This is a genomic window from Streptomonospora nanhaiensis (assembly GCF_026642255.1).
Classification (GTDB): Bacteria; Actinomycetota; Actinomycetes; order Streptosporangiales; family Streptosporangiaceae; genus Nocardiopsis; species Nocardiopsis tropica.
Map to the genome: position 1 here is coordinate 6988297 of NZ_CP113264.1, position 21669 is coordinate 7009965.

The 21669-nt window shown below is 75.0% G+C and carries 19 protein-coding genes; 9 read left to right on the top strand and 10 right to left on the bottom strand.

What is annotated here, in order from left to right:
* Positions 1 to 54: 54 nt before the first annotated feature.
* A complete protein-coding gene (locus tag OUQ99_RS30215; RefSeq protein ID WP_267947150.1) occupies positions 55 to 798 on the top strand; it encodes a hypothetical protein in 744 nt (247 codons plus the stop codon).
* A 279-nt stretch (positions 799 to 1077) separates the two neighbouring features.
* On the opposite strand, the gene OUQ99_RS30220 is transcribed toward OUQ99_RS30215, so the two are convergent.
* From OUQ99_RS30220 to OUQ99_RS30245, 6 genes are all read right to left on the bottom strand, one after another.
* Positions 1078 to 2337 carry a hypothetical protein gene (locus OUQ99_RS30220; protein WP_267947151.1) on the bottom strand — a complete coding sequence of 420 codons (1260 nt, stop codon included), beginning with the start codon at positions 2335 to 2337 and terminating at the stop codon, positions 1078 to 1080.
* 1119 nt (positions 2338 to 3456) lie between these two features.
* Positions 3457 to 4401 carry an ATPase gene (locus OUQ99_RS30225; RefSeq protein ID WP_267947152.1) on the bottom strand — a complete coding sequence of 315 codons (945 nt, stop codon included), beginning with the start codon at positions 4399 to 4401 and terminating at the stop codon, positions 3457 to 3459.
* Between the two features lie 10 nt (positions 4402 to 4411).
* Positions 4412 to 5737 carry a type VII secretion integral membrane protein EccD gene (gene eccD / locus OUQ99_RS30230; protein ID WP_267947153.1) on the bottom strand — a complete coding sequence of 442 codons (1326 nt, stop codon included), beginning with the start codon at positions 5735 to 5737 and terminating at the stop codon, positions 4412 to 4414.
* Between the two features lie 87 nt (positions 5738 to 5824).
* Positions 5825 to 6802: a TNT domain-containing protein gene (locus tag OUQ99_RS30235; protein WP_267947154.1), complete on the bottom strand. Its 978-nt coding sequence runs from the start codon at positions 6800 to 6802 to the stop codon at positions 5825 to 5827.
* 49 nt (positions 6803 to 6851) lie between these two features.
* Positions 6852 to 7148, bottom strand: a complete 297-nt coding sequence (locus OUQ99_RS30240) for a pore-forming ESAT-6 family protein (RefSeq protein ID WP_267947155.1) — start codon at positions 7146 to 7148, stop codon at positions 6852 to 6854.
* 19 nt (positions 7149 to 7167) lie between these two features.
* Positions 7168 to 7497: a hypothetical protein gene (locus tag OUQ99_RS30245; RefSeq protein ID WP_267947156.1), complete on the bottom strand. Its 330-nt coding sequence runs from the start codon at positions 7495 to 7497 to the stop codon at positions 7168 to 7170.
* An 854-nt stretch (positions 7498 to 8351) separates the two neighbouring features.
* Here OUQ99_RS30245 and OUQ99_RS30250 point away from each other — a divergent pair.
* From OUQ99_RS30250 to OUQ99_RS30260, 3 genes are all read left to right on the top strand, one after another.
* Positions 8352 to 9788 carry a DUF6177 family protein gene (locus OUQ99_RS30250; protein WP_267947157.1) on the top strand — a complete coding sequence of 479 codons (1437 nt, stop codon included), beginning with the start codon at positions 8352 to 8354 and terminating at the stop codon, positions 9786 to 9788.
* 533 nt (positions 9789 to 10321) lie between these two features.
* Complete coding sequence (gene eccCa, locus OUQ99_RS30255; protein WP_267947158.1) at positions 10322 to 14320, top strand: type VII secretion protein EccCa; 3999 nt, start codon at positions 10322 to 10324, stop codon at positions 14318 to 14320.
* A 166-nt stretch (positions 14321 to 14486) separates the two neighbouring features.
* Positions 14487 to 15038, top strand: a complete 552-nt coding sequence (locus OUQ99_RS30260; protein WP_267947159.1) for a hypothetical protein — start codon at positions 14487 to 14489, stop codon at positions 15036 to 15038.
* 119 nt (positions 15039 to 15157) lie between these two features.
* Here the strand turns inward: OUQ99_RS30260 and OUQ99_RS30265 are convergent, their stop codons facing one another.
* Together OUQ99_RS30265 and cutA are read right to left on the bottom strand one after the other, a co-directional pair.
* Positions 15158 to 15766 carry a hypothetical protein gene (locus OUQ99_RS30265; RefSeq protein WP_267950567.1) on the bottom strand — a complete coding sequence of 203 codons (609 nt, stop codon included), beginning with the start codon at positions 15764 to 15766 and terminating at the stop codon, positions 15158 to 15160.
* On the bottom strand, positions 15763 to 16098 hold the full coding sequence (cutA, locus tag OUQ99_RS30270; protein WP_267947160.1) for a divalent-cation tolerance protein CutA: 336 nt from the start codon (positions 16096 to 16098) through the stop codon (positions 15763 to 15765). The genes OUQ99_RS30265 and cutA overlap by 4 nt, the downstream gene beginning before the upstream one ends.
* Before the next feature lie 66 nt (positions 16099 to 16164).
* Here cutA and pyrE point away from each other — a divergent pair, with 66 nt between their 5' ends.
* Positions 16165 to 16698 (top strand): orotate phosphoribosyltransferase, encoded by a 534-nt coding sequence (gene pyrE / locus OUQ99_RS30275; RefSeq protein ID WP_267947161.1) that lies wholly within the window; start codon positions 16165 to 16167, stop codon positions 16696 to 16698.
* A gap of 103 nt (positions 16699 to 16801) precedes the next feature.
* Here pyrE and OUQ99_RS30280 read toward each other — a convergent pair whose 3' ends face one another.
* A complete protein-coding gene (locus tag OUQ99_RS30280) occupies positions 16802 to 17185 on the bottom strand; it encodes a RodZ domain-containing protein (RefSeq protein ID WP_267947162.1) in 384 nt (127 codons plus the stop codon).
* Positions 17186 to 17593: 408 nt separating this feature from the next.
* Between OUQ99_RS30280 and fbaA the strand changes: the two genes are divergently transcribed.
* Together fbaA and OUQ99_RS30290 are read left to right on the top strand one after the other, a co-directional pair.
* Positions 17594 to 18616, top strand: a complete 1023-nt coding sequence (gene fbaA / locus OUQ99_RS30285) for a class II fructose-bisphosphate aldolase (RefSeq protein ID WP_267947163.1) — start codon at positions 17594 to 17596, stop codon at positions 18614 to 18616.
* A 160-nt stretch (positions 18617 to 18776) separates the two neighbouring features.
* Positions 18777 to 19193 (top strand): DUF3151 domain-containing protein, encoded by a 417-nt coding sequence (locus OUQ99_RS30290; RefSeq protein ID WP_267947164.1) that lies wholly within the window; start codon positions 18777 to 18779, stop codon positions 19191 to 19193.
* Between the two features lie 57 nt (positions 19194 to 19250).
* Here the strand turns inward: OUQ99_RS30290 and OUQ99_RS30295 are convergent, their stop codons facing one another.
* Positions 19251 to 19682: a TetR family transcriptional regulator C-terminal domain-containing protein gene (locus OUQ99_RS30295; RefSeq protein ID WP_267947165.1), complete on the bottom strand. Its 432-nt coding sequence runs from the start codon at positions 19680 to 19682 to the stop codon at positions 19251 to 19253.
* A 146-nt stretch (positions 19683 to 19828) separates the two neighbouring features.
* Here OUQ99_RS30295 and OUQ99_RS30300 point away from each other — a divergent pair, with 146 nt between their 5' ends.
* Both OUQ99_RS30300 and OUQ99_RS30305 read left to right on the top strand, forming a co-directional pair.
* Complete coding sequence (locus tag OUQ99_RS30300; protein ID WP_267947166.1) at positions 19829 to 20149, top strand: hypothetical protein; 321 nt, start codon at positions 19829 to 19831, stop codon at positions 20147 to 20149.
* 198 nt (positions 20150 to 20347) lie between these two features.
* On the top strand, positions 20348 to 21631 hold the full coding sequence (locus OUQ99_RS30305) for an adenylosuccinate synthase (RefSeq protein ID WP_267947167.1): 1284 nt from the start codon (positions 20348 to 20350) through the stop codon (positions 21629 to 21631).
* Positions 21632 to 21669: the final 38 nt, after the last annotated feature.

Genomic DNA, 21669 nt, shown 5'->3' on the forward strand with positions numbered 1-21669 from the left:
GGCACGGGCCCCCGCCGCTCACCCGGGCGGACCGAGGATCAGGAGCCACACACCATGGGTGATGCCGAAACGGGAACCGGGACGTGGGACCGCGGTGTCGGCACCCGGCGCCTGCGCGCCCCGTGGGGGCGCCGGAGCCGGGAGGCGGGTTGGGAGCCGCCGGACGACTGGTGGACCCCCGCCGTCGACGCCGTCTGCGAGGCCTTCGCCACCGGGACGGACCTGGCCGGGCCGTGCGCCCGGCTGGGCGAGGCCCGCGCACGCTCCGGGGTGGGGATCGGCCAGAGCCTGGACGACCTCGCGGCGTTCACGGCGCTGGCGGGGTGGCGGAGCCCGCCGATCGAACTGGTGCGCGCCATGGCCGAGGGGTGGGCCGACGCGGGACGGGGGCGGGAGACCTGTCAGGACCCGCTGACCGGTCTGGCCACCCAGGAGTACCTGCGGACCAGGCTCGGCGAGCTGTACCGGGGAGCGGACGGCGGACCGTCCCCCGCCTCGGGCCACCGGCTGGCGATCGTGTCGCTGGACCCCGGGATCGACCCGTGGCGACGCGCCGCCCGGCTGATCGTCCTCGGTTACGAGCTGTCCCGGTTCTTCACCCGGGGCGAGTCCGTGTGCCTGATCGGCCGGGGCCGGATCGGGGTCGTCGCGGCCGAGGCCGACGACCTGGACCCGCGGTTGGACGAGCTGCGCCGGGGCATCGGCTGGGAGCACGGCGCCGGCGTGTGGTCGGTGGCACTGCCGCCCACGCACCGGGAGGCACTGGCGCTGGTCGAGGGTCTGGGGAGGCCCGGATGACCGGGTGACGCCGTCCGGCGCCGTGCGGCCCCCGAGCGGCGGGCCCGGCACCGGACGGTGGCCGGACGGGGCGCGGATTCGCCGAGGGGACGAACGCGACCGGCCGGCCGCCCGCCGGGCGACGGTCCCGGGTTCCCCGGTACACGGGAGAGCCGGCCGGGACCGCTCGGCGGAAGGGGGAGCGCCGTGTTCCGGCCTCCCCGGGGGCGCGTCCGCAAGGGGAGGCGGACGCGCCCCCTCGCCGTGGGCGTCCTGCCCCGTGCCCGTCCGGCCCCGCGCTCACCCGAGGTTGAGGCGTCCCCCCGTCGCACCGAAGACCGCGCGCTTCCAGGCGGACGCGGGAACGGGCCTCACGGCGGCGATCCGCTGCTCGAACCCACCGGGGACGGGGACGTGCCCGTCGCTCGCGGCCACGGCCGCCATCGCGGCCACCTCGGTCACCGTGGGCCCCACGGCGCCCGCCGTGCCCGCCGCCTCGATCCAGGACTCGAGGCCCGTGGGACCGGCCGCCGCGGGCTGCTCGGACCCGGCCGCCGGGCCCGGACGGGCCTCCTCCGGAAGGACGTCCGCGGGACGGGCCTCCGGCGGCCCCTCCTGTGCGGGTGCCTCGGCGACCGTGGACCACGCGGACCGTTCGGGCGTCGCGGGTTCGTGCGCCTGCTCGAACCCCGCCAGCCCCTCGAACCGCTCGGAGGGATCGGGGCGTTCGAGCGGTTCGGACCGCCAGCCCTCCGTGTAGGGGGCGGCCGGGATGTCCAGGAAGCCGGTCACCTCCAGGGGGCCGGCGGCCCCCGGACGGACCTCGGTCACGGGGAACGGCGGAGCGTGGTCGAAGGACTCGGGGACGGCCGGGTCCGCGGGAGCCGCCGGGTCCGCGGTCGGAGCCTGGCCGGGGGCCGCCACGGCGGATCCGTCACCGGTGCCCTCCGGAGCGCGGGCGGCCTCCGCGGCGGCTCCGCCCCCGGGCCGTTCCGGGTCCCGCACGGGATCGGCTGCTGCCCCGGTGCCGTCCCGGTCCCGGGCGCCGACCGGGTCGGCGCCGGCACCGGCCCCGCCTGCGGGGGCCGGGGCCGAGGGCTCCTCCGGAGCGGCGGAGGCGGGACCGGCGGCCTCTCCGGGGCCGTCGGTCCGCGCCGGGGCGGAAAAGGGTCCGTCCTCGCCGAGCAGGGAGGCGCCCCGGTACAGGAGGGTCTCCTCCGCGGGCACCGGGCCCGCGGGGGCGGGGGGCGCGTCGGAGGACGGCTCGGTCCGCGCCCGCGGACCGCGTTCCGGGGACGCCGTGCCGGGGCCGGAGGGAGTTCCGGCGGGCTCCTCGTCCTTCTCCTTACGGGCACGGCGGTCGGCTCCGAGGATGAGGAAGACGTCCGTCTCCTCCGCGTCGGGGTCGGTCCCCTCCGAGTCCTCGCCGACGGCGGTCGGCGGGTCGGCGGGGCGCGGCGGCCCGACCTCGCGGGGCGCGCGGGAGCCTCCGGCGTCGGGCCGGGGAGCCGGCGCCTCCGCGGGTTCCCGCGTGCCGAACCAGGCGCGGGCCGGGGGCACCTCCTGGCGGCCCCCGGGGGGTGCGTGCCGGGGCGGCTCCGGGGTCTGGGCAGGCGGGGTCTGGGCAGGCGGGGCCTGGGCCGGAGCCGACGCGTGGTGCGCGGGACCGCCCGGGGCCGGGCCCCGGTGGGGCTGCGGCCACATCGGCGGCTGCGGACCCGAGGGGGCCTGCGGACCGGGATACGGCCGCTGCGGACCCGAGGGCGGTCGCTCCACCGGCCGCTGCGGACCCGAGGGCGCCCCCGCACCGGGATACGGCGACTGGGGACCCGAGGTCGGACGCTCCCGGGCCGAGGGCTGAGGACCCGAGGGGGCCTGCGGACCGGGATACGGCCGCTGCGGACCCGAGGGCGCCCCCGCACCGGGATACGGCGACTGCGGCCCTGAAGGGGCCTGCGGGCCGGGATACGGCCGCTGCGGACCCGACGTCGGCCGACCCGCCGGCTGCTGGGGCCCGGACTGCGGGCGCACCGGCTGCCGGGGGCCGGACGGCGGCTGCTGCGGCCCCGGGGGCGGGCCCTCCCAAGGGCGCTGCGGACCGGAACCGGGCCCCGGAACCGCGTCGGGCCGCGGCCCGGGTCCCTGCGGGGGCGCGGGCGGCGGCTGCGCCGGAGGGGTGGGTATCGGGGCGCCCGACAGGAACGCCTCGGCCATCGAGTCCTGGGCGAAGGCCCGCGGCTGCTGCGGCGGGGCCGGAGGGACCTGCGGGCCGGAGGGGCCCGCCCACGGCGTCCGGTTGGGACCGGTGGGCTCGTGGGGACGCGGCGCCTCCACGGCGTAGGGGGTCGGGGGGAACGGCCCCGGCGGCGGGTACACGCCTCCGTGCGGCGGGTCCTGTCCGGGTTCCTCGGGGAACCACGGAGCGGGCCGGGGCGGCTGCGCACCGCCGCCGCCCTGCTGTCCGGCCCCTTCCTGCGGGGGCGGCGCGGCGGCGCCCGCGGGCGCGTCCCCCCGGGAGGGGGCGCCGTGCGGCGGGGCGTCCCGGTCGGGGTGGTGCGGCGGGGCGTCCGGGGGACCGTCCGCTCCTGCGTGCGGTGCCGGACGCGGGTCGTCCCGGCCCGGATTCCCCCGGGGAGGGGTGTCCTGGCCGGGATCGGACCCGTGGTGCTGGTTCACGGCCTACTCCCCTTCCGTGCGTGCGCGGGCGGGCGCGGCCCCGTCGACGGCGCGGCCCAGGGCCTCGGCGGCGACGAGCTGGACCGTCCGGTGGGTTGCCTCGCCGATCAGCCGCGGGAGCACCGCCGCTCCCTGCGCGAGGTGCCGGTCGTGCGGCACGACCACCACGGCGGCGCCGCTCTCGGCGATGATCCCGGTCGTGCGCGCCACGTCGAACGCCGGGTCCTCGCGCCTGCGCTCGTCGAAGACGACCACCACGGTGCGCCCCACCTCGTCCGGCCTGGTCGCGGCCAGCGAGTCGAGTTCGCGTCCGACCCTCAGCGCGGACTCGCGCGTGGCCCGGACCACCCGCACCCGGGAGTGGGCGCCCGCGCCGACGGCCGCCGGGAAGGCGCCGTCGGCACGGCCCGCCACGAGTGTCACCCCGAAGAACCGGGAGATCGGCAGGAGCCCCGAGGAGTAGGCGTCCGCCCGGTCCGGCGCTGCGCCCACCGTCCACAGGTTCTCGCCGACCTCGCCGAGGCTGGCGCACACCGACTCGAAGGTGGCGGGGTCGACCCCCTCCAGGTCTCCCGGCTCGCCCGCTCCCAGGCGGTCGGCCATGGACGGCGCCCGCCCGGTGGCGTCCACCGCCAGCACCCGGTCGTGGCGGAAGTGGGCCAGCGCGCGGGCGACGAGGGCGGTGACCACCGCCGCGTCCGCGCCCGTCCCGAGGTCGTCGACGAGGATGCGGCGCCCCGTCGAGGTGGCGCGCTGCAACCGCCGTCCCAGCTCGATGGCCTCCGCGACCTCGTCCACCGGCCGGAACGGCCGCAGGACCGTGCGTCCGATCCTGCGCACCAGGCCGTCGGCGGGCACGGGCCGGGCCGGGGCCGCGCGCCCCGCGCCGGCCGCCGGAACGGGGGGCGCGGCGGGGTTCCCCGCGAGGTGGGTCTGTGAAGCGTTCATCGTCCCCCGCTCAGAAGGTCGTGAGGAGTCGCTGGTAGGTGCCGAACGCGCCGATCGCCAACGGCACCAGGACGACGACGGCGATCGCCTCGAACCTGCTCGTGACCCCGCGGAGTCTGGCGCGAACGTGCTCGGGCTGCTCGACGGACAGGACCACGGCCGGAATCGCCGCGACCGCGACCGCGATGCCCAGCGCGGGCCACACGCCCCACGGCACGGCGTCGGCCCACGCGAACAGGAAACTCACCAGTACCACCAGGCTCGCGCCGATGAGCGCCGACTTCTGGGCCACCAGGGGGAACAGCCGGGCACGGCTGGCCACCACCAGCGCCAGGACCACCGACAGCCCGGCCGTCCACCAGTCGAAGCGGGTGGCCAGGCCGATGCCCGCCGTCGCCGTGGCCGCCGCGACCGAGACGGTGGCGATCACCAGGCTCCGGTGGGCCCCGGCCACCGAGGTGAGGACGTCGCCGCGCGCCACCGCGTCACCGGAGCTGCGCCGGTCGTCCAGCACGGCGAGCCCGGAGAACGTCAGCGCCAGCCGCAGGAGCAGGCTCAGCAGGACCACGCAGGCCACGGTCATGATCGCGGCGATCTGGTGGGCGGGCAGCCCGAACGCGGCCCCCGCCGACCACACGGCGGCCAGGGCGAGCCCGACCCCGCCGCCGGTCAGCCCGCCGCGGCCCAGGGAGGAGGTGAGTCCGAGGAGCAGGACCAGGCCCGCCAGCAGGGCGGCGGCGCCGCCCCAGCGGGCCCACTCGGGCCATCCGAACGCGTCGCAGGCCAGCCACAGGGCCAGGCCGCCGACCGCCGCGCCGCTGATCGACAGCGCCGTGCCCAGGGGTTCGCGCCACGTGGGGCCGACCGCCGCGCCGACCGCGACGAGGAGGGCGGCGACCACGGCCAGCCCGGTGATGCCGCCGGCCCCGGAGAAGTACCCCTGGAGCACCCATCCCGCCCCGAGGGAGAGGACGACCAGCGCCAGCGTCGCGGTCCACCGGGCCGCCTCGGGGCTCCAGCGCCCCTGGTGGCCGTCCAGTGCCATGGACACCGCCTCGGGGACCTCGTGCACCACGGGCGCGGGCACCGGCTCCTCCGCCCGGACGAGCCGCAGCACCGCCCCGTCCGCGACCTGCCGGTCGGCGAGGGTGGTGTCGCCGTCCAGGACGATCCCGGAGGCGGTGACGAGGTGGCGCAGCTTCGCGGGGTTCTCCACCTGGTCGCCGAGGAGGTCGAGGACTTCCGGCATGAGCGCGCCCACCGGTTCGCCGGCGGGTAGGACGGCGTCGACCCTGCGCTCCTCACCGACGAGCGTCACCCGGCTCCAAGCGGTCATTGCCTTCCAATCCTGCTCTCGCGTCTGGGGTGGCGGTCCACCACCGTTTTCGGGCCCGGGCCCGGGGAGGGCCCGGGCCTTCCGGGGTCAGGCGGGTACGTCGTCCACGGCGATGCGTTCGAGGTAGCCGTTGCCGACCAGCCAGCGGACCGTGGGCGCGGGGGGGACCTCGGAGAAACCGGCCGTGTCGAGCGTGAAGCGGATCCCGCCGCCGGGCAGGCCCTCGTGCGCCGGCGCGGCGGTGGCGCTCACCTGGAAGGGGTGGATGACCCGGTAGCGGTGGTACAGCTCCCCGCCGTCCGCGCCGGTGCGGGCGTACCCGGGCAGGCCGCGCTCCTCGAACGGCGTCCCGTCGGGGAACAGGTACCGCCCGCTCTCCTGGCCGAAGGCGTCGACCACGTCGCCGACCTCCAGGCCGTGCAGGTAGGAGCCGCCGCTGCGCTCCTCCAGGCTCTCGCGGACCTCGGTGACCAGCTCCGCCGTGGCCTCCGCCGTCTCGGCCTCCTCCGCCTGCGTGAGGGGGGCGGGATCGGGCTCGGTGGTGGCCAGCTCCTGGTAGAGCCAGCGCGCGGCCTGGTCCTCGGTCGTGAACTCCATGCCGGGACGGCCCTGGTCGAAGTCGATGACGGCCGCGGCCAGGTAGCCCTCCTCGTCCTGGGTGATCACGTAGTAGCTGTCGACGGTCTCGGGCTCGGGGCGGGGGTCCCCTGGGAGCACGTACAGGCTCCGGGGGACCCCGGCGGCGTCCAGCTCCTCCCGGGCCCGGTCGAGGGTGACCTGGGCGCCGACCCAGTCGCCGGGGACGGGCGGGACGGCGTTGTTCGCCGGGCCGGACGCCTCCTGCTCCTGCTCGACCCTCTGGGTGCTGAGCTGGGTGCTGACGAACGACCAGCCGACGGTGCCGCCGCAGATGACGGCGGCGAGGCAGGCACTGATCGCCACCTTGCCGAAGTTCTCGTCCAGGCGGCGCCGGGTGCGCTGCCCCCCGAAGAGGACCGCCTCCCGGAGGCGCTGTCGGCGCACGGCGACGGACTCCAGCAGCTGACTGTCGTAGTCGCGTGCCAACCGTGCCCCCCGTTGCCTCTCGTGTGATTCCCGCCCTGCCCGGGACCGGTCAGATGTTCTGCACCGCGGCGTTGGCGCGGCTCAGGGTCTCCTGTGCGGTGCCGTCGTTGGTCTCCAGCGTGGTGCGCACCAGCCGGATGATCTCACGGACCTCGTTGCCGGCGTTGTGCCACTTGAGTTCCTTGGCGCTGTACTCCTCGGAGACCCCGGTGGCCTCGAACTCGGCCATGGCCGCGCTGACGTCGGTGTCGCGCTCGCCGATCAGCGTTTCGAGCCGGTTGGTGATGGTGGTGATGTTGGTCTGGGCCTCCTGGGAGGCTCCGATGTCGTAGGCGTTGTTGCTCATGCGGACTCCTCGGGGACGGTCAGCGGAACTTGGCTGCGTCGAAGTTGGCCGCGCCCATGTTCTGGTTGGCGTCGTCGGCCATGGTGTCGGCACCGGTGGTGAAGGCCGTGTTCATGCCGCCCTGCCCCTCCTGGATGGAGCCGAGGCCGGCGCGCAGGTCGGCGGTGATGCTGTCGGCCTGCAACTTGAAGGAGTCGAAGGCCGCCTTGCCCGCGCCGTCGAACTTTCCTGCGAGCGGTTCCGCGGCCTGGATGAGCTGCTGGATGAGGCTGCTCAGCTCGTCACCGGCGCCGCCGGTGTTCTGGGCCAGCGTGTTCAGAGTGCTTTCGCCGACTTCCCAGCGTGACAACTGTTCACCTGCTTTCCTCGGGGGACCTCGCGAGGCGGTCGCCTCCCGAAGGGGAGGATGCACGCGGAGTGCCCGTGGTTCGGAGGGAGAGTCCCGGAACCGGACAATGGACTCGATCACCCCTGTGGGGGGAATCTGAATAGTACAAGCGACCCCTGACGAAGAAATAGGCGTACTCCGCGACCTGTGGACGGGAAGCTCCGTCCGGGACCTCCGGGCCGCGCGGGCCGTGTGCGCGGAAGCGGTCGCGCCGGAGGGGTCCGGGCAGGTGGCGGGCGTCCCGGGCGGGTCGGGGGCCTGCCCCGCCCCCGGCGCGGCCACCGGCCCCGCTCCGAACGGGGAATGACCGGGGCCGCAGGTCGGAGCGGATATGTCCGCCGCGAATTCCGCCTCGGGAAAACCCCTCCCTTCCCACGGACCCCGCGGGACGGTGCGGGTCGCCGCCGCGGCCCGGGGGAGGGCGGGTCCGTCCCCTCCGTCAGCGGTGAACGGCCGGGACATCCGGGGCCGGGCGCCCGGGGCGCCCCGCCCGGGCACCGCCCGGGGGCGCACCGGCGGCGCGTGGCCACAACCGGCCAGCGCCCCGTGCCGCGGCTCCCCCGCCTCCCCCTCCGGGACGGGGCCGGCCCCCTCTCCGGGGCCGGTCCCCGTCCGGCGGAACCGCCGCCGTCGGAGCCGTCACCCGTGGTCCCGCGCCCCGGCCCCGGGCGCGCGCCGGGCCCCGCCCGGCGGCCCGGCGGCCGACCCGGGACCCGCCCGCCGTGCCGCACCGGCCCCGGAACGGCCTCGACCGGTGCCCCGCACCCGGTTCGGTAGGGTTTCCCGCGCCAGGTGACACTCCCGAAGGAGCCCTCTTGAGTCACGACGTGGTCGCCCTGCTGGCCGAGGCCCCCGCCCGGCGCAGCCTCATCGACGCCCTGGTCGCGGCCGGGCCCGACCTGCGCGTGCGCTCCGTCTCCGAGGGCGCCGTCATCGAGCTGCGCGACGACTCCGGCAGGCTCGTCGCCGCCATGCAGGCCGCCCAGCGGCTGGCCCTGTCCGCCGAGGCGGACCGCCTCCTCACCGACGGGATCAGCGACGAGCTGCCCGCCCAGCCCTACTGGGTGGAGGCGCGCGGCGCCGAGCTCGCGGACGTCGACACCGCGGCGCTGGTGCGCCGGTTCGCCGAACACCTGGTCGAGCGGCACGGCGGCGCGGTGTGGGTCCCCGAGCCCCGGCTGCCGGGGCGCGAGGACGTCCTGACCGGCTCCACCGACCACCCCGCCGTCACCGTCCTGACGGAGAAGGCGTTCGTGGTGGTGCAGGACCGCCCCCTGGTCCCCATGAGCGGTTGGCTCGTCGACGCGACCGCCCGGCACGGCCGCGAGGGCCGCCACCTCCAGGTCGTCACCCCCGCGCACAGCCGCATCACCCACTCGCTGCGCTCCCTGCTCACCGACCGCACCGCGCGCTGGGTGGTGCGGAACGGCGACGGGGGCCACCACGACGGCTTCTCCGGGGTCCCCCTCGTGTGGGACCCGGTGTCGGCGTTCGTCGTGGACGGTCCCGCCGACCCCGGTACCGCTCCCCTGCCCCATGCGGACTTCCGCTGGTCCGAGGCCGACGGCGTCCCGGGCACGCAGCTGCTGGTCGACTTCCAGATGGTCCACCCCGCCACCGTGAGCCTCCGGCTGGGCGGGGCCGTCGAACTGGTCGCCGGACACCTCGCCTCGTCCTCCCCCGCCCTCTGGGGCACCAGCGAGCCCCTCGCGCACGCCTGGGACCGGGGCCGCGTCACCGACCTGTGCCGCCGGCGCGCCCCCGGCGCCACCTGGCTGACCTTCACGGGCCGGCCGGAGAGCGTGCGCGAGGAGGGCGCCCTCCCGTTCACCGGGACCCTGCGCGTGAGCACGGTCCCCGACGGGGTCCGGGAGAGCGTCACCCTCGCGGTGGGCCGGCCCGGCGGAGAGGAACCGGACTTCTCCGCCCTGAACGCCATGGTCAAGGAGCTGTCCGCGAACGAGGCACTGCGCAGCCTGACCGTGCAGCGGCTCCTCGGGCGCGCGGACCTCACCTACGCCCCCCGCTGGTCCGGCCTGCCGGTCCCGGTGGGGCTGGCCGTCGGCGTCGACGGCGTCTCCTCGATGGGCACGGACCGGGCCCTCTCCGCCCCCGTCAGGGGCGTGCCCTTCGGTCCGCCGATGACGCCCGCCGTCTGGTACCGGATCGGGGACGGCACCGAGCCCGACTCGTGGGACCGCTTCCGCGCCCTCATGGACCACCTCCGCCCGTCCGACGCGCCCTCCTCCTGACCCGGCCGGTGCGCGCCGCACGCGTGACGGGCGCGGCTCCGCGCCCACCCCTCCCCGGGGCCGCGTACGGGGCCGGCTGCGCCCGTGGGCCGCGGGGCGTGAACCATGCGGGCGCCCCCGGTATCCCACCCAGTGGCGCCCGGTCCACCGGGACGCGCCCTCCGGGGGGGCTCCCGGGGCGGCCGTCGGCCGTCCGGTTCCCCTCTCGGGGTCGGTCTGCGACACCTGGCCGGGCCCGGAGGCGCGACGGGGCGGAGCACGGTGGACACGGGCCCGGGACGGCGCAGGAGAACACGACCTGGTGCGGAGGGACCCTTGGGCCGCGGGCACGACTTCCGGACACTCCTCCCCGATCCCGCGCGGCGGCGTGGCCGAGGCGCCGCCCGGAACCCCCTGGCCCCGGCCCGGGGGGCGCTTCGTGCCCGTGCGCACCGCAAGGCTCCCCGAGGTCCGGCTTCGGTAGGGTTCTCCCGGGAACGGGCACCCCTCCCCCGCGCCCTCGTCCTCCCACCCCTGCGCCGAGAGGAAAGCCGATGAGCCTTCGCGTCGTCCACCGGCCGACACGGACCGTCCATCCCACTCCGGCCCAGGACCCTCACGAGGTGGAGGCCCCGCCGACCCTCCCCGACGGCAAGGCCCAGGGCAACCCGCTCATGACCATCCTGCCCATGGTCGGCATGATGGCGTCGCTGACGATCATGATGGTCATGCGCAACCCGGCGTTCATGGCGCTGGGCGGCGTCGTCCTGGTCGTCGCCCTCCTCGCCGCCCTGGCCATGCTGTTCTCCCGGCGCGGGCAGGTCGCCCGGCAGCGCCGCAACCAGCGGGAGCTGTACCTCCAGTACCTGGAGGAGCTGAGGGAGGAGCTCGGCGGATGGGAGCAGCGCACCCGCGCGCACGCCCGCCTTCTCGACCCGCCCCCCGAGGCCCTGTACGACGTCGTCCGCGACCCCACCAGGCTGTGGGAGCGCCGCCGCAGGCACCGCGACTTCCTCCGGGTGCGCGTGGGCAGCGGGCTGACGGAGGGCCGCCCCCTCCGCCTCGCCGAGCAGGGGACCGCCCTCACCCCCACCGACCCGTTCATGCTCTCCGAGGCGCAGGCGGCCATCCGCCGGTTCGAGTCCGTCCCCGAGATGCCGCTCACACTGCCCCTGGACATGGCCGGGAACGTCAGTGTCATCGGGGAGCGCGAGGACGTGATGCGCCTGGTCAGAGCGCTCGCCGCCCAGTTCGGGGCGTTCCACGCCCCCGAGGACGCCGGACTCGCCGTGTCCTACCCGGCCGAGAACGCCGACGACTGGTCCTGGCTGCCGTGGCTGCCCCAGGTCCTGGACCCGCGGCGGCGCGAGGGCGGCGCCGCCGTCCGCCTCATCGCCCCGACCCCCGCCAAGCTCGGCGGCCTCATCGCCGACGAGCTGCGCTCGCGCACCGACTTCGCGTCGGAGGTCCGCAGGGGCATGGGCAAGCGCGAGGCGTACCGGATGATGCGGCGCCTGCTGGTCGTCCACGACACCCACGGCGAGGTGGCCGCCGAGCTCGTGCGGCCGGACGAGGCCGTGGACCCGGCCGACCTCGGCGTCACCGTCCTGCACCTGGTGTCCCGCCAGGTCGACGAGCCCGGCGACGTGAACCTGAGGATCAGCGTCGACGGCGACCAGGTCCGGATCGAGGAGCTGCGCGGCGCCGACCCCGTGGTCACCAGCGGCACCGTCGACGACGTCTCCGCCGCGACCCTGACGGGCCTGGCCCGCATGCTGGCCCCGCTCCGCCTGTCCCCGGAGTCGATCGAGGAGACCGCCCAGGAGGGCGGCAGCGTCGACTTCCCCGCGATGATGGGCGTGCAGGACCCCGGCGCCGTCGACGTGCAGCGCCTGTGGGCGCCGCGCAGCGAGCGGGCGTTCCTGCGCGTCCCGATCGGCGTGGACGACATGGGACAGCCCGTGATCCTCGACCTCAAGGAGTCCGCGCAGCTGGGCATGGGCCCGCACGGGCTGTGCGTGGGCGCCACCGGCTCCGGCAAGAGCGAGATGCTCCGCACCCTCGTGCTCGCGCTGGCCGCCTCCCACCCGCCCGAGCGGGTGAGCATGGTCCTGGTCGACTACAAGGGCGGCGCCACGTTCGCCCCGTTCGAGGACATGCCGCACGTCGCCGGGGTGATCACCAACCTGGAGGACGACGCGGCGCTCATCGAGCGCGTGTACGCGAGCCTGTCCGGCGAGGTGCAGCGCCGCCAGCAGATGCTCCGCGACGCCGGGAACGTGTCCAACATCGGCGACTACACGTACAAGCGGGAGCACGACCCGGGCCTGCCGCCGCTGCCGCACCTGCTGGTGATCATCGACGAGTTCGGCGAGCTGCTGACCGCGCGCCCCGACTTCATCGAGCTGTTCCTGTCCATCGGCCGGATCGGCCGGAGCATCGGCGTGCACCTGCTGCTGTCCAGCCAGCGCATCGAGGGCGGCAAGCTGCGCGGCCTGGACACCTACCTGTCCTACCGCCTGGGGCTGCGCACCTTCTCCGAGGAGGAGAGCCGCACCGTCCTCAACACCCCGGACGCGTTCCACCTGCCCTCGCTGCCGGGGTTCGGCTACCTGAAGGTCGACACCAGCGTCTACCAGCGGTTCAAGGCCGGATACGTGTCCGGCGCCTACCGGGGGCCGGTCGCCGAGGAGGAGGTCTCGGAGGGCACCCCGTCGGTGCGCCCGTACACGGCGTACAACAGCGACGGCGGGCAGGACCCGGCGGCGGCCCAGGCCCCCGGCGAGGACACGCCGATGCCGTCCCGGACGGTCGGGCCGACCCTGCTGGACGTGATGGTCGGACAGTTCGGCCGCCACGGGGAGCGGACCCGGGAGATCTGGCTGCCCCCGCTGCCGTCCGCGACCACGCTGGACACGGTGGCGGGCGCTCCGGTGGAGGGCGAGCGGGGGCTGCGGCTGCCCGGGACCCACGAGCCGATGCACGTCCCGGTCGGCGTCCTGGACGACGCCACCAAGCAGTGGCAGGGCGTGTGGAAGCTCGACCTGACGGCGTCCGGCGGCCACGCGGCCGTCATCGGGGGCCCGCAGAGCGGCAAGACGACCCTGCTGCGCACCCTCGTGCTGTCGCTCGCGCTCACCCACACGCCGGAACAGGTGGCCGTGTACTGCCTGGACCTGATGGGCGGCGGCCTCCAGTCCCTGGCGTCGCTCCCGCACGTGGGCGGGGTGGCGGTGCGCACCGACAGCGAGCGCGTCCGCCGTACCGTCGAGGAGATCCAGGGGATGCTGGAGCACCGGCAGGCGGTGTTCCGCGACCGGGGGATCGACTCCGTCGCCCAGCTGCGCCGCATGCACGCCCGGGGCGAGGTGCCGGAACTGGCCAGCGCCGACGTGGTGTTCTGCATCGACGGTTTCGGGGCGCTGCGCAAGGACTTCGAGGACATCGACCCGAAGGTCACCGACCTGCTGCAGCGCGGCGGCGGGTTCGGCGTCCACGTGGTCGCGGGCATGCTGCGCTGGAACGACGTCCGGATCGCCGCCCAGTCCAACTTCGGGCAGAAGGTGGAGCTGCACCTGAACGACTCGTCGGACTCCACGATCGACCGCAAGCTCTCGGAGACGATCAGCGCGAAGACCCCCGGGCGCGTCCTCACGGACGCCGAGCTCTTCGGCCAGGTGGCGCTCCCCCGCATCGACGGGGTGGCGGACGGCGACAACCTGGGCGAGGTCGTGGAGAAGACCGTCCGGGCCGTCGACCAGGCCTGGCGCGGCAAGCGCGCGCCCAAGGTGCGCATCCTGCCGCACCGGCTGTCGGCCCGCACGCTGCCGACGGTCGAGTCGGAGCCCCGCCTGGTGCCGATCGGCGTGGACGAGCGCGCCCTGGAGCCGGTCCTGCTGGACCTGTTCGACCGCGACCAGAACCTGCTCGTCCTGGGCGACGGCGAGTGCGGCAAGACCAACCTCCTGCGGCTCATCGCCGAGAGCCTGGTGGAGAGGTACTCGTCGGACGAGGTCGTGTTCGCGGTCATGGACCCGCGCCGCACCCTGCGCAACGTGGTCCCCGAGGAGTACATGGGCGGCTACGCGAGCAGCCCGCGCGTGTGCGCCGGCCTGGCGGGCGGCGTGGCCAAGGAGGTGGAGGGCCGTCTGCCCGAGGACGGGGACGTCGACTCCCTCGAGCCGGGGTCGTTCAAGGGGCCGCGCATCGTGGTGCTCGCGGACGACTACGACGTGCTCACCACGGCGGGCCAGAAGCCGCTGGCCCCGTTCGTGCCGTTCGTGCCGAACGGCCGCGACATCGGCCTGCACTTCGTGGTGGCGCGCCGGGTGGCGGGCGCCGGACGCGGCATGTACGACCCGCTGGTGCAGGCGATGCGCGAGATCGGGACGAGCGCCCTGGTGATGTCGGGCGACCGGAGCGAGGGCCAGCTGCTGCCCCGGGTGTACGCCGCGCCCCAGCCCCCCGGCCGCGGCAAGTGGGTGACCCGCGGCGACACGGGGCGGCTGATCCAGACGGCGGTGCGGGAGGCGCCGCTCCCGGACCGCGCCTGACGCCCCCGGCGGAGGGCGCCCGCGGCCGGGTCGGGAGCACGCTTCCCGGCCCGGCCGCGGCGTTCCCGCGCGGCGGTCCCGCCCCCTGGGGGGGTTAGCACCCGTTTCGCTCCTCCATGGGCGAAAAGGGAGGAGCTGCCGCCGTCCAGCGCTGTAGGTTCTCGCAATGACACGATTCGCAGGGTCCCTCATCGGTGTCGGATTCGGGCTGGCGTTCGTCCTCGCGAACACCGGGCCGCCGCTGCCCCCCGCGGTGGCGCTCGTCCTCCGCGTCCTCGCCGTGGCCGCGGTGGTCGCCGTCCTCGCCCTGGTCGTCGCGATCGGCCGACGGCCGGCCGCAGACCCGGGCCCCGACGCGCCGCGGATGCGGTTCGACGGGTTCTTCGGCGCCGTCCTGGCCGTCGAGGCCGTCGCGCTGTTCGGCGGGATCCAGGCGCTGAGGGCCCTGGACGCGCCGATGCAGGCCAACGTGGCCTGGATCGCCCTCGTGGTCGGACTGCACTTCTTCCCGCTGGCCCGGCGCTGGCGGGCCCGGTCCCTCGTGTTCACCGCCGCCTACATGTCGGTCCTCGGCCTCGCCGGGCTGGCGATGGTCTTCGCCGGGTACCCGGGGTGGGCGCCCCTCGTGAGCGGTGCGGTCACCGGCGCGGGCATGCTCACCGGGATCCTGGCCTCGCTCGCCGCCGACCTGCGGGCGGCCAAGGCCGTCGACGCCTGACCGCGTTCCGGCGGGAGGGCGTGTCCGTCCCGGGCTCCGGCCGTGCCGCCCGGCCTTCCGCCGGTCCCGGTCCCGGCCCCGGGGTTCCGACGGACACGCCGGGCGCGGCGGGCACGGCCTCAGGACATGCCGCGCAGCCCGACGAGGAGTTCCGCCAGGGCCGCGGCGGCCCCGTCGGGGTCCGTCTCGCGCACGGTCCAGCCGCGCATGGCCGCGAGCCGCGCCACGTGCGCGAAGGCCGGGTCGGTGAGCAGGTAGGCGCACGGGGCGTCCGGCCAGTCGGCCGCCACCGGAAGCAGCTCGGTCCGGTAGGCGGGCGGCTCGCCGGGCCGGGGAGCGCCGGAGTCGGCGCCGGGCGGGACCGCGCCGCCCTCGGGGCTCTGCGAGCGCACGAGGCCGGCCCTGTCGGCGCTGCCCGGCTGGGGCAGGAACGCGTCCACCAGCACGTAGCCGAACACCGGCCGGTGGGCGGCCCGCTGCGCCGCGCCCACCGCGCCCAGCAGGGGCCCGGCGTCCCCCTCCGCGACGAGGGCGGTCGGCGCGTCCGCCGCGACCAGCCGGTTGATCTCCAGGCTGGCCCGCGCGACGTAGCGCGCCGCGTGCGGCGGCAGTTCGTCCCCGCCCACCTCGGGGCGGACGGCGCCCGCCCCGACCTCGGGCAGCCGCCGGTGGAGGTCGGGCAGCCTGGTGGCGGCGCCGAGGGTCGGGGGGAGGAGGACGGCGATCACGCGGTGCGGCCCGCGGTCTCGTCGCGCACCCACGCCAGGTAGGAGGGGTTGCCGCCCGCCACCGGCACGGCGACCACCTCGGGGACGTCGTAGGGGTGGACGCCGACGATGTGGGCGGTGAGCTCGTCGAGCCGGTCCGCCGAGGTCTTGGCGACCACGGTCCACTCCTCGTCGCTCCGGACCTCGCCCTCCCAGCGGTAGAAGCTGGTGACGGGCCCGCCCACCTGCGCGCACGCGGCGAGCCGGCGGTCGACCACCGACCGTGCCAGCCGTTCGGCGCCGTCCCTCGTGTCGACCGTCGTCTCGACCCGGACGGTCTCGTGCTGTGGCATGGTCGTCCCTCCGTCCCGGCCGCCGCGGTCCGGACCGCCCGACCGGGTGTTCTAGGCTCACTGGTCATGAGCGAACGTGATGAACTCCTGCGTCTGATCAACGATAAGGCGGTCGTGCGCGGGAAGGTGACCCTGTCCTCGGGCCTGGAGGCGGACTACTACGTCGACCTGCGGCGGATCACCCTGGACGGGGAGGCCGCGCCTCTGGTCGGCTCGGTCATGCTGGACAACGTCGCGGACCTGGAGTTCGACGCGGTGGGCGGCCTGACGCTGGGCGCGGACCCGGTCGCCGCGGCGATGGTGCACGCCGCGCACGCGCGCGGCCGCAGGCTGGACGCGTTCGTGGTCCGCAAGGCGGGCAAGGCGCACGGCCTGCAGAAGCGGATCGAGGGCCCCGACGTGCGGGGGCGGCGCGTGCTCGCCCTGGAGGACACCTCGACCACGGGCGGCTCGGTGATGACCGCGGTGGAGGCCCTGCGCGAGGAGGGCGCCGAGGTGGTCGCGGTCGCGCTGATCCTGGACCGGGGCGCCCGCGGGCGGATCACGGAGGAGGGCCTGGACTACCGGGCCGTGTACGGCGTGTCCGACCTGGACGTGTAGCGGTCCGGCCCGTGGGCGCGGTTCCGGCCGCGGCCGGGGCCGCCTCCGCGGGGGCGGGGCCCGGTCGGGCCCGTCACTCCGCGCCGGTGCGGCGCGCGGCCGTCTAACCGTCGATCGTGAAGCTGTGGCCGGGTTCGCGGTCGGCGATGTCGCGCCGGTTCCCGTGGACGAAGACCTCGACGGCGGAGGGGTCGCCGATGGTGACCTCCAGGCCGCCCTCGGCGCTCGCGTAGTTGACCGACTGGCCCTGGGTGACCTCCTGGTCGAGGAGGACGTCGCCTCCGGGGATGCGGACGAAGACGTCGCTGGACTCACCGGTCACACGGATGTGCAGCACACCCATGTTCTCCGGTTCCTCCGACTCCGCCGCCGTTCCCGAGGCGTTGGCGCTCACACTGGCGCCGTTGCCCGGGAGGGAGCGGTACAAGAAGAATCCGCCGAGGGCCAGGAGCGTGACCAGGAGCAGGACAGCCCCGACGATGGCCATCACCTGGCCAACGCCGCGAGGGTCATTCCTATGCCTTCCCACGGCGTTGAATGTAGCGCGTATCACGACAAAAAGCGACAGTGATCGGCCCTCTGCCCAGGGGTTCCCATGATGCGTTCACGTTCGCCCGCGAAATGCACAACTTTTCACACCGGGGCCGGAGAACCGGGAACGCCTGCGCCGTCAGCTGCGACGACACCGGGAACTCCGGACAATTTGGTCTAGACCTTTTCAAGGGCTCCGTGGATTCGGGATACTTGGGTGACACCTGGTGGACACGTCCGGAAGCGCGGCCCGCCCCATGGGCCTTCCCCCGCTCGCCGGCCTCCACCGGGAACGCACGTGGGGTGCCGCCGGAGCGATACCGGCGGCCGCTCGCTCCAGGCCGAATCCAGGGAGAGTCAAGCCATGCCCATCGCCAGTCCCGAGGTCTACACCGAGATGCTGAGCCGCGCGAAGTCCCAGGGCTTCGCCTACCCGGCGATCAACGTGACCTCCAGCCAGACGCTGCACGCCGCCCTGCGCGGCTTCGCCGAGGCGGAGAGCGACGGCATCGTCCAGATTTCCACGGGCGGAGCGGAGTTCCTCTCCGGCGCCTCGATCAAGGACATGGTCACCGGTTCGGTCGCCTTCGCCGAGTTCGCCCGCGTCGTGGCCGACAAGTACCCGGTGAACGTCGCCCTGCACACCGACCACTGCCCCGAGAACAAGCTCGACGGCTTCGTCCGCCCGCTCCTGGAGATCTCCAAGGAGCGCGTCGCCAAGGGCCAGGAGCCGCTGTTCCAGTCCCACATGTGGGACGGGTCGGCCGTCGAGCTGGAGGAGAACCTCCGGATCGCCGAGGAGCTGCTGGCGTCGTCCGAGGCGGCCCGCACGATCCTGGAGATCGAGGTCGGCGTCGTCGGCGGCGAGGAGGACGGCATCGTCGGCGAGATCAACGAGAAGCTCTACACCACGCCGGCCGACGCCCTGCGCACCGCCGAGGTGCTGGGCCTGGGCGAGAAGGGCTACTACCTGACCGCCCTGACCTTCGGCAACGTGCACGGCTCCTACAAGCCCGGCTTCGTCAAGCTGCGCCCGGAGGTGCTCAAGAAGGCGCAGGAGGCCGTCGCCGAGAAGCACGGCAAGGACAAGGCCTTCGACTTCGTCTTCCACGGCGGCTCGGGCTCCACCATCGAGGAGATCCACGAGGCCATCGGCTACGGCGTCGTCAAGATGAACATCGACACCGACACCCAGTACGCGTACACGCGTCCGGTGGTCGACCACATCCTCAAGAACTACGACGGCGTGCTGAAGATCGACGGCGAGATCGGCAACAAGAAGGCCTACGACCCGCGCTCCTACGGCAAGGCGGGCGAGGCCGGCATGGCCGACCGCGTCGCCGAGGCCGCGCGGCAGCTGAAGTCCGCCGGCAACAAGATGAAGTAGGGGACCCGGCGCCCGCCGCTGCGGCGGGCGCGCCCGCGCGCGGTTCCCGGCGGCCGCACGGCCGCCGGGCGCCGCGCCCCCGGAGGACGGGGCCGGGGACGGACGCGCGATGTCGCGGGAGGCACCGTGAGGGGTGCGGACCCGGTGGCAGGATGGGGTCATGAACCTGCACCGGAACCTGCTCAACGAGCCGCCCGAGACCCGTCTGGCCGACAACCCCGAGGCCCGTGAGGCCCTGGCCGGAGCCGACGACCCCACGCCGGTCGCCGGACGCTTCCCCGAGTACTCGGCCGCGTGGGCGCGCCTGGCCGAGCTGGCCCTGGCCGACGGGCAGCCCGTGGCCGCCTACGCGTACGCCCGCACCGGCTACCACCGGGGGCTGGACCAGCTGCGCCGCTCGGGCTGGAAGGGCCACGGCCCCGTCCCGTGGGAGCACGAGCCCAACCAGGGCTTCCTGCGCGCCCTGCACGCCCTGGGCAAGGCCTCCGAGCAGATCGGGGACGCCGAGGAGGCGGAGCGCTGCGCCGACTTCCTGCGCGACTCCAGCGCCGAGGCCGACAAGGTCCTCAACGGCTGACGCCCCGACGGTCCCGGGGCCCGCGCGCGGGCCCCGGGGCCGTCGGCCACACCCCGCTCAGGCCCGCGGGCCGGACGCGTAGAGGCCGATCAGCCGGGCCAGATGGGTTCCGGCGATCCGCAGCGGAGCCTCGTCCCGCGCCACCTGCGCCGCCATCTCGGCGCCCTCCACGGTGCTGATCACGGTGTACGCCAGATCCGCCGCGTCGTCCTCGGCGATGCCGTGGTCCCGCAGCCTCTCGAACACCAGCCGGCGCCAGTGCGCGAAGGCCGCGTCCGCGGCCCGCCGGATCTCGGGAACGCTGCCCGTCACCCCCAGGGCGGTGGAGGCGACGGGGCACCCGTCCTCCCAGCCGGACTCGCGCATCCCCTCGGCCAGCGCCCGCACACAGGCGACGATGCCCTCGGCCGGGTCCCCGGCGGCCGTCAGGCACCGGTCCAGCTCGTCCGCGAACCCCCTCTCCCCGTGCCGGATCGCGGCGACCGCCACTGAGCTCCGACACCCCCGAACGCGCCAGAGAGGCCGCCCGGTGGCTCGCCGGGCACGGCGCCCACCACCTGACCGGAGGCGTCCGGTCCGATCCCTCGGGCATCGGCTCACCCGGGTCCTCCACCTTCTACAGCGGCCCCGGCGAGGTGTTCCGCCTCCACCGGGAGACCCTGGAGGTTTTCACCGCCACCACCTACCTCGGCGAGGATCCGGGGCTGGCCGCGCTGTACCACCAGCCCGGGATGACCTTCTTCTGGACCTCCCTGCTCGGCTGGCTCCAGACCCTCGCCGTCGCCAGGGCCCACGGCATCGGCGCCGAGGCCCTGCTCCCCGTCACCGAGACGGACTCCCTGGCCGCCGTGTTCCGGTTCTACGCGCCCCGGATCGACGCCGGAGACCACACCGGCGACGCGGAGGCCGGCTTCACCAGCCTGCTGGAAGTGCTCTCGGCGCCCGCCTCCGGCTGAGGGCCCCGCGGCTCCCGCCCTCTCCCCGAGCGCCCCGGGCCGGTGTGGCACAGACGCCCCGGCGCCCCACTTAACCCGGATGCGCAGGTCGTGTACGCTCAATACGCAACGGCCCCTGTCGCTGCCTTGCGCCAGGGGTTCATCCATGTTCGGGGTGGGAACCCCGGTCAGGTGTCGAGCGAAAAGGTAGAGATCCAGATGCCGGCGATCACGCTCGTGGGTGCCCAGTGGGGCGACGAGGGCAAGGGCAAGGCGACCGACCTCGTCGGCGACCGCGTGGACTACGTGGTGCGGTACCAGGGCGGCAACAACGCCGGCCACACGGTGGTCATCGGCGACAAGAAGTACGCCCTCCACCTGCTCCCGTCCGGGATCCTCTCCCCCAACGTGGTGCCGGTCATCGCCAACGGCGTCGTCATCGACCCGGGCGTCCTCCTGGAGGAGCTCCGCGGCCTCGACGAGCGCGGCGTGGACACGTCCCGCCTGCTCATCTCCGCCAACGCGCACCTGATCATGCCCTACCACCGGGCCCTGGACAAGGTCAGCGAGCGCTTCCTCGGCAAGGGCAAGATCGGCACCACCGGTCGCGGCATCGGCCCGACCTACGCCGACAAGGTCTCCCGCCAGGGCGTGCGCGTCCAGGACATGTTCGACCCCTCGATCCTGCGCAAGAAGATCGAGCTGGCCCTGCACGACAAGAACCAGCTGCTCACCAAGGTGTACAACCGGCGCGGCCTGGAGGCCGAGCCGATCATCGAGGAGTACCTCGGCTACGCCGAGCGGCTGCGCCCGTACGTCGCCGACACCTCGCTGATCCTCAACAAGGCGCTCGACGAGGGCAAGACCGTCTACCTGGAGGGCTCCCAGGGCACGCTGCTGGACATCGACCACGGCACCTACCCCTTCGTGACCTCCTCCTCCCCCACCTCGGGCGGCGCGGCCGCCGGTTCGGGCATCGGCCCCACCCGCATCACCAAGGTCGTGGGCATCCTCAAGGCCTACACGACCCGTGTCGGCTCGGGCCCCTTCCCCACGGAGCTGCTCGACGAGCAGGGCGAGTGGCTGCGGACCCAGGGCGGCGAGTACGGCGTGACCACCGGGCGCAACCGCCGCTGCGGCTGGTTCGACGCCCCCATCGCGCGCTACGCCACCCGCATCAACGGCATCACCGACTTCTTCCTCACCAAGCTCGACGTGCTCACCGGCCTGGAGCGCATCCCCGTGTGCGTCGCCTACGAGGTCGACGGGGTCCGCCACGACGAGATCCCGATGACCCAGACCGACTTCCACCACGCGGTGCCGGTCTACGAGTACCTCGACGGCTGGTCCGAGGACATCACCGGAGTCCGCGAGTTCGACGAACTCCCCAAGAACGCACAGGTCTACGTGCGTACCCTGGAGGAGATGGCCGGAGCACCCGTCTCCGCCATCGGCGTCGGTCCCGGACGCGACGAGACCCTCCAGCTGCGCTCCCTGGTCTGACCCCCGCCCGTCCGCCTTCAACACGAAGAGGCCCCCTG

What these genes read in the sequence shown, in the direction of transcription:
- OUQ99_RS30215 (WP_267947150.1), top strand. Translation starts at nt 55, where the DNA reads ATGGGTGATGCCGAAACGGGAACCGGGACGTGGGACCGCGGTGTCGGC.
- OUQ99_RS30225 (WP_267947152.1), bottom strand. Translation starts at nt 4,401, where the DNA reads ATGAACGCTTCACAGACCCACCTCGCGGGGAACCCCGCCGCGCCCCCC.
- eccD (WP_267947153.1), bottom strand. Translation starts at nt 5,737, where the DNA reads ATGACCGCTTGGAGCCGGGTGACGCTCGTCGGTGAGGAGCGCAGGGTC.
- OUQ99_RS30240 (WP_267947155.1), bottom strand. Translation starts at nt 7,148, where the DNA reads ATGAGCAACAACGCCTACGACATCGGAGCCTCCCAGGAGGCCCAGACC.
- eccCa (WP_267947158.1), top strand. Translation starts at nt 10,322, where the DNA reads ATGAGCCTTCGCGTCGTCCACCGGCCGACACGGACCGTCCATCCCACT.
- OUQ99_RS30260 (WP_267947159.1), top strand. Translation starts at nt 14,487, where the DNA reads ATGACACGATTCGCAGGGTCCCTCATCGGTGTCGGATTCGGGCTGGCG.
- cutA (WP_267947160.1), bottom strand. Translation starts at nt 16,098, where the DNA reads ATGCCACAGCACGAGACCGTCCGGGTCGAGACGACGGTCGACACGAGG.
- pyrE (WP_267947161.1), top strand. Translation starts at nt 16,165, where the DNA reads ATGAGCGAACGTGATGAACTCCTGCGTCTGATCAACGATAAGGCGGTC.
- OUQ99_RS30280 (WP_267947162.1), bottom strand. Translation starts at nt 17,185, where the DNA reads ATGGCCATCGTCGGGGCTGTCCTGCTCCTGGTCACGCTCCTGGCCCTC.
- fbaA (WP_267947163.1), top strand. Translation starts at nt 17,594, where the DNA reads ATGCCCATCGCCAGTCCCGAGGTCTACACCGAGATGCTGAGCCGCGCG.
- OUQ99_RS30290 (WP_267947164.1), top strand. Translation starts at nt 18,777, where the DNA reads ATGAACCTGCACCGGAACCTGCTCAACGAGCCGCCCGAGACCCGTCTG.
- OUQ99_RS30305 (WP_267947167.1), top strand. Translation starts at nt 20,348, where the DNA reads ATGCCGGCGATCACGCTCGTGGGTGCCCAGTGGGGCGACGAGGGCAAG.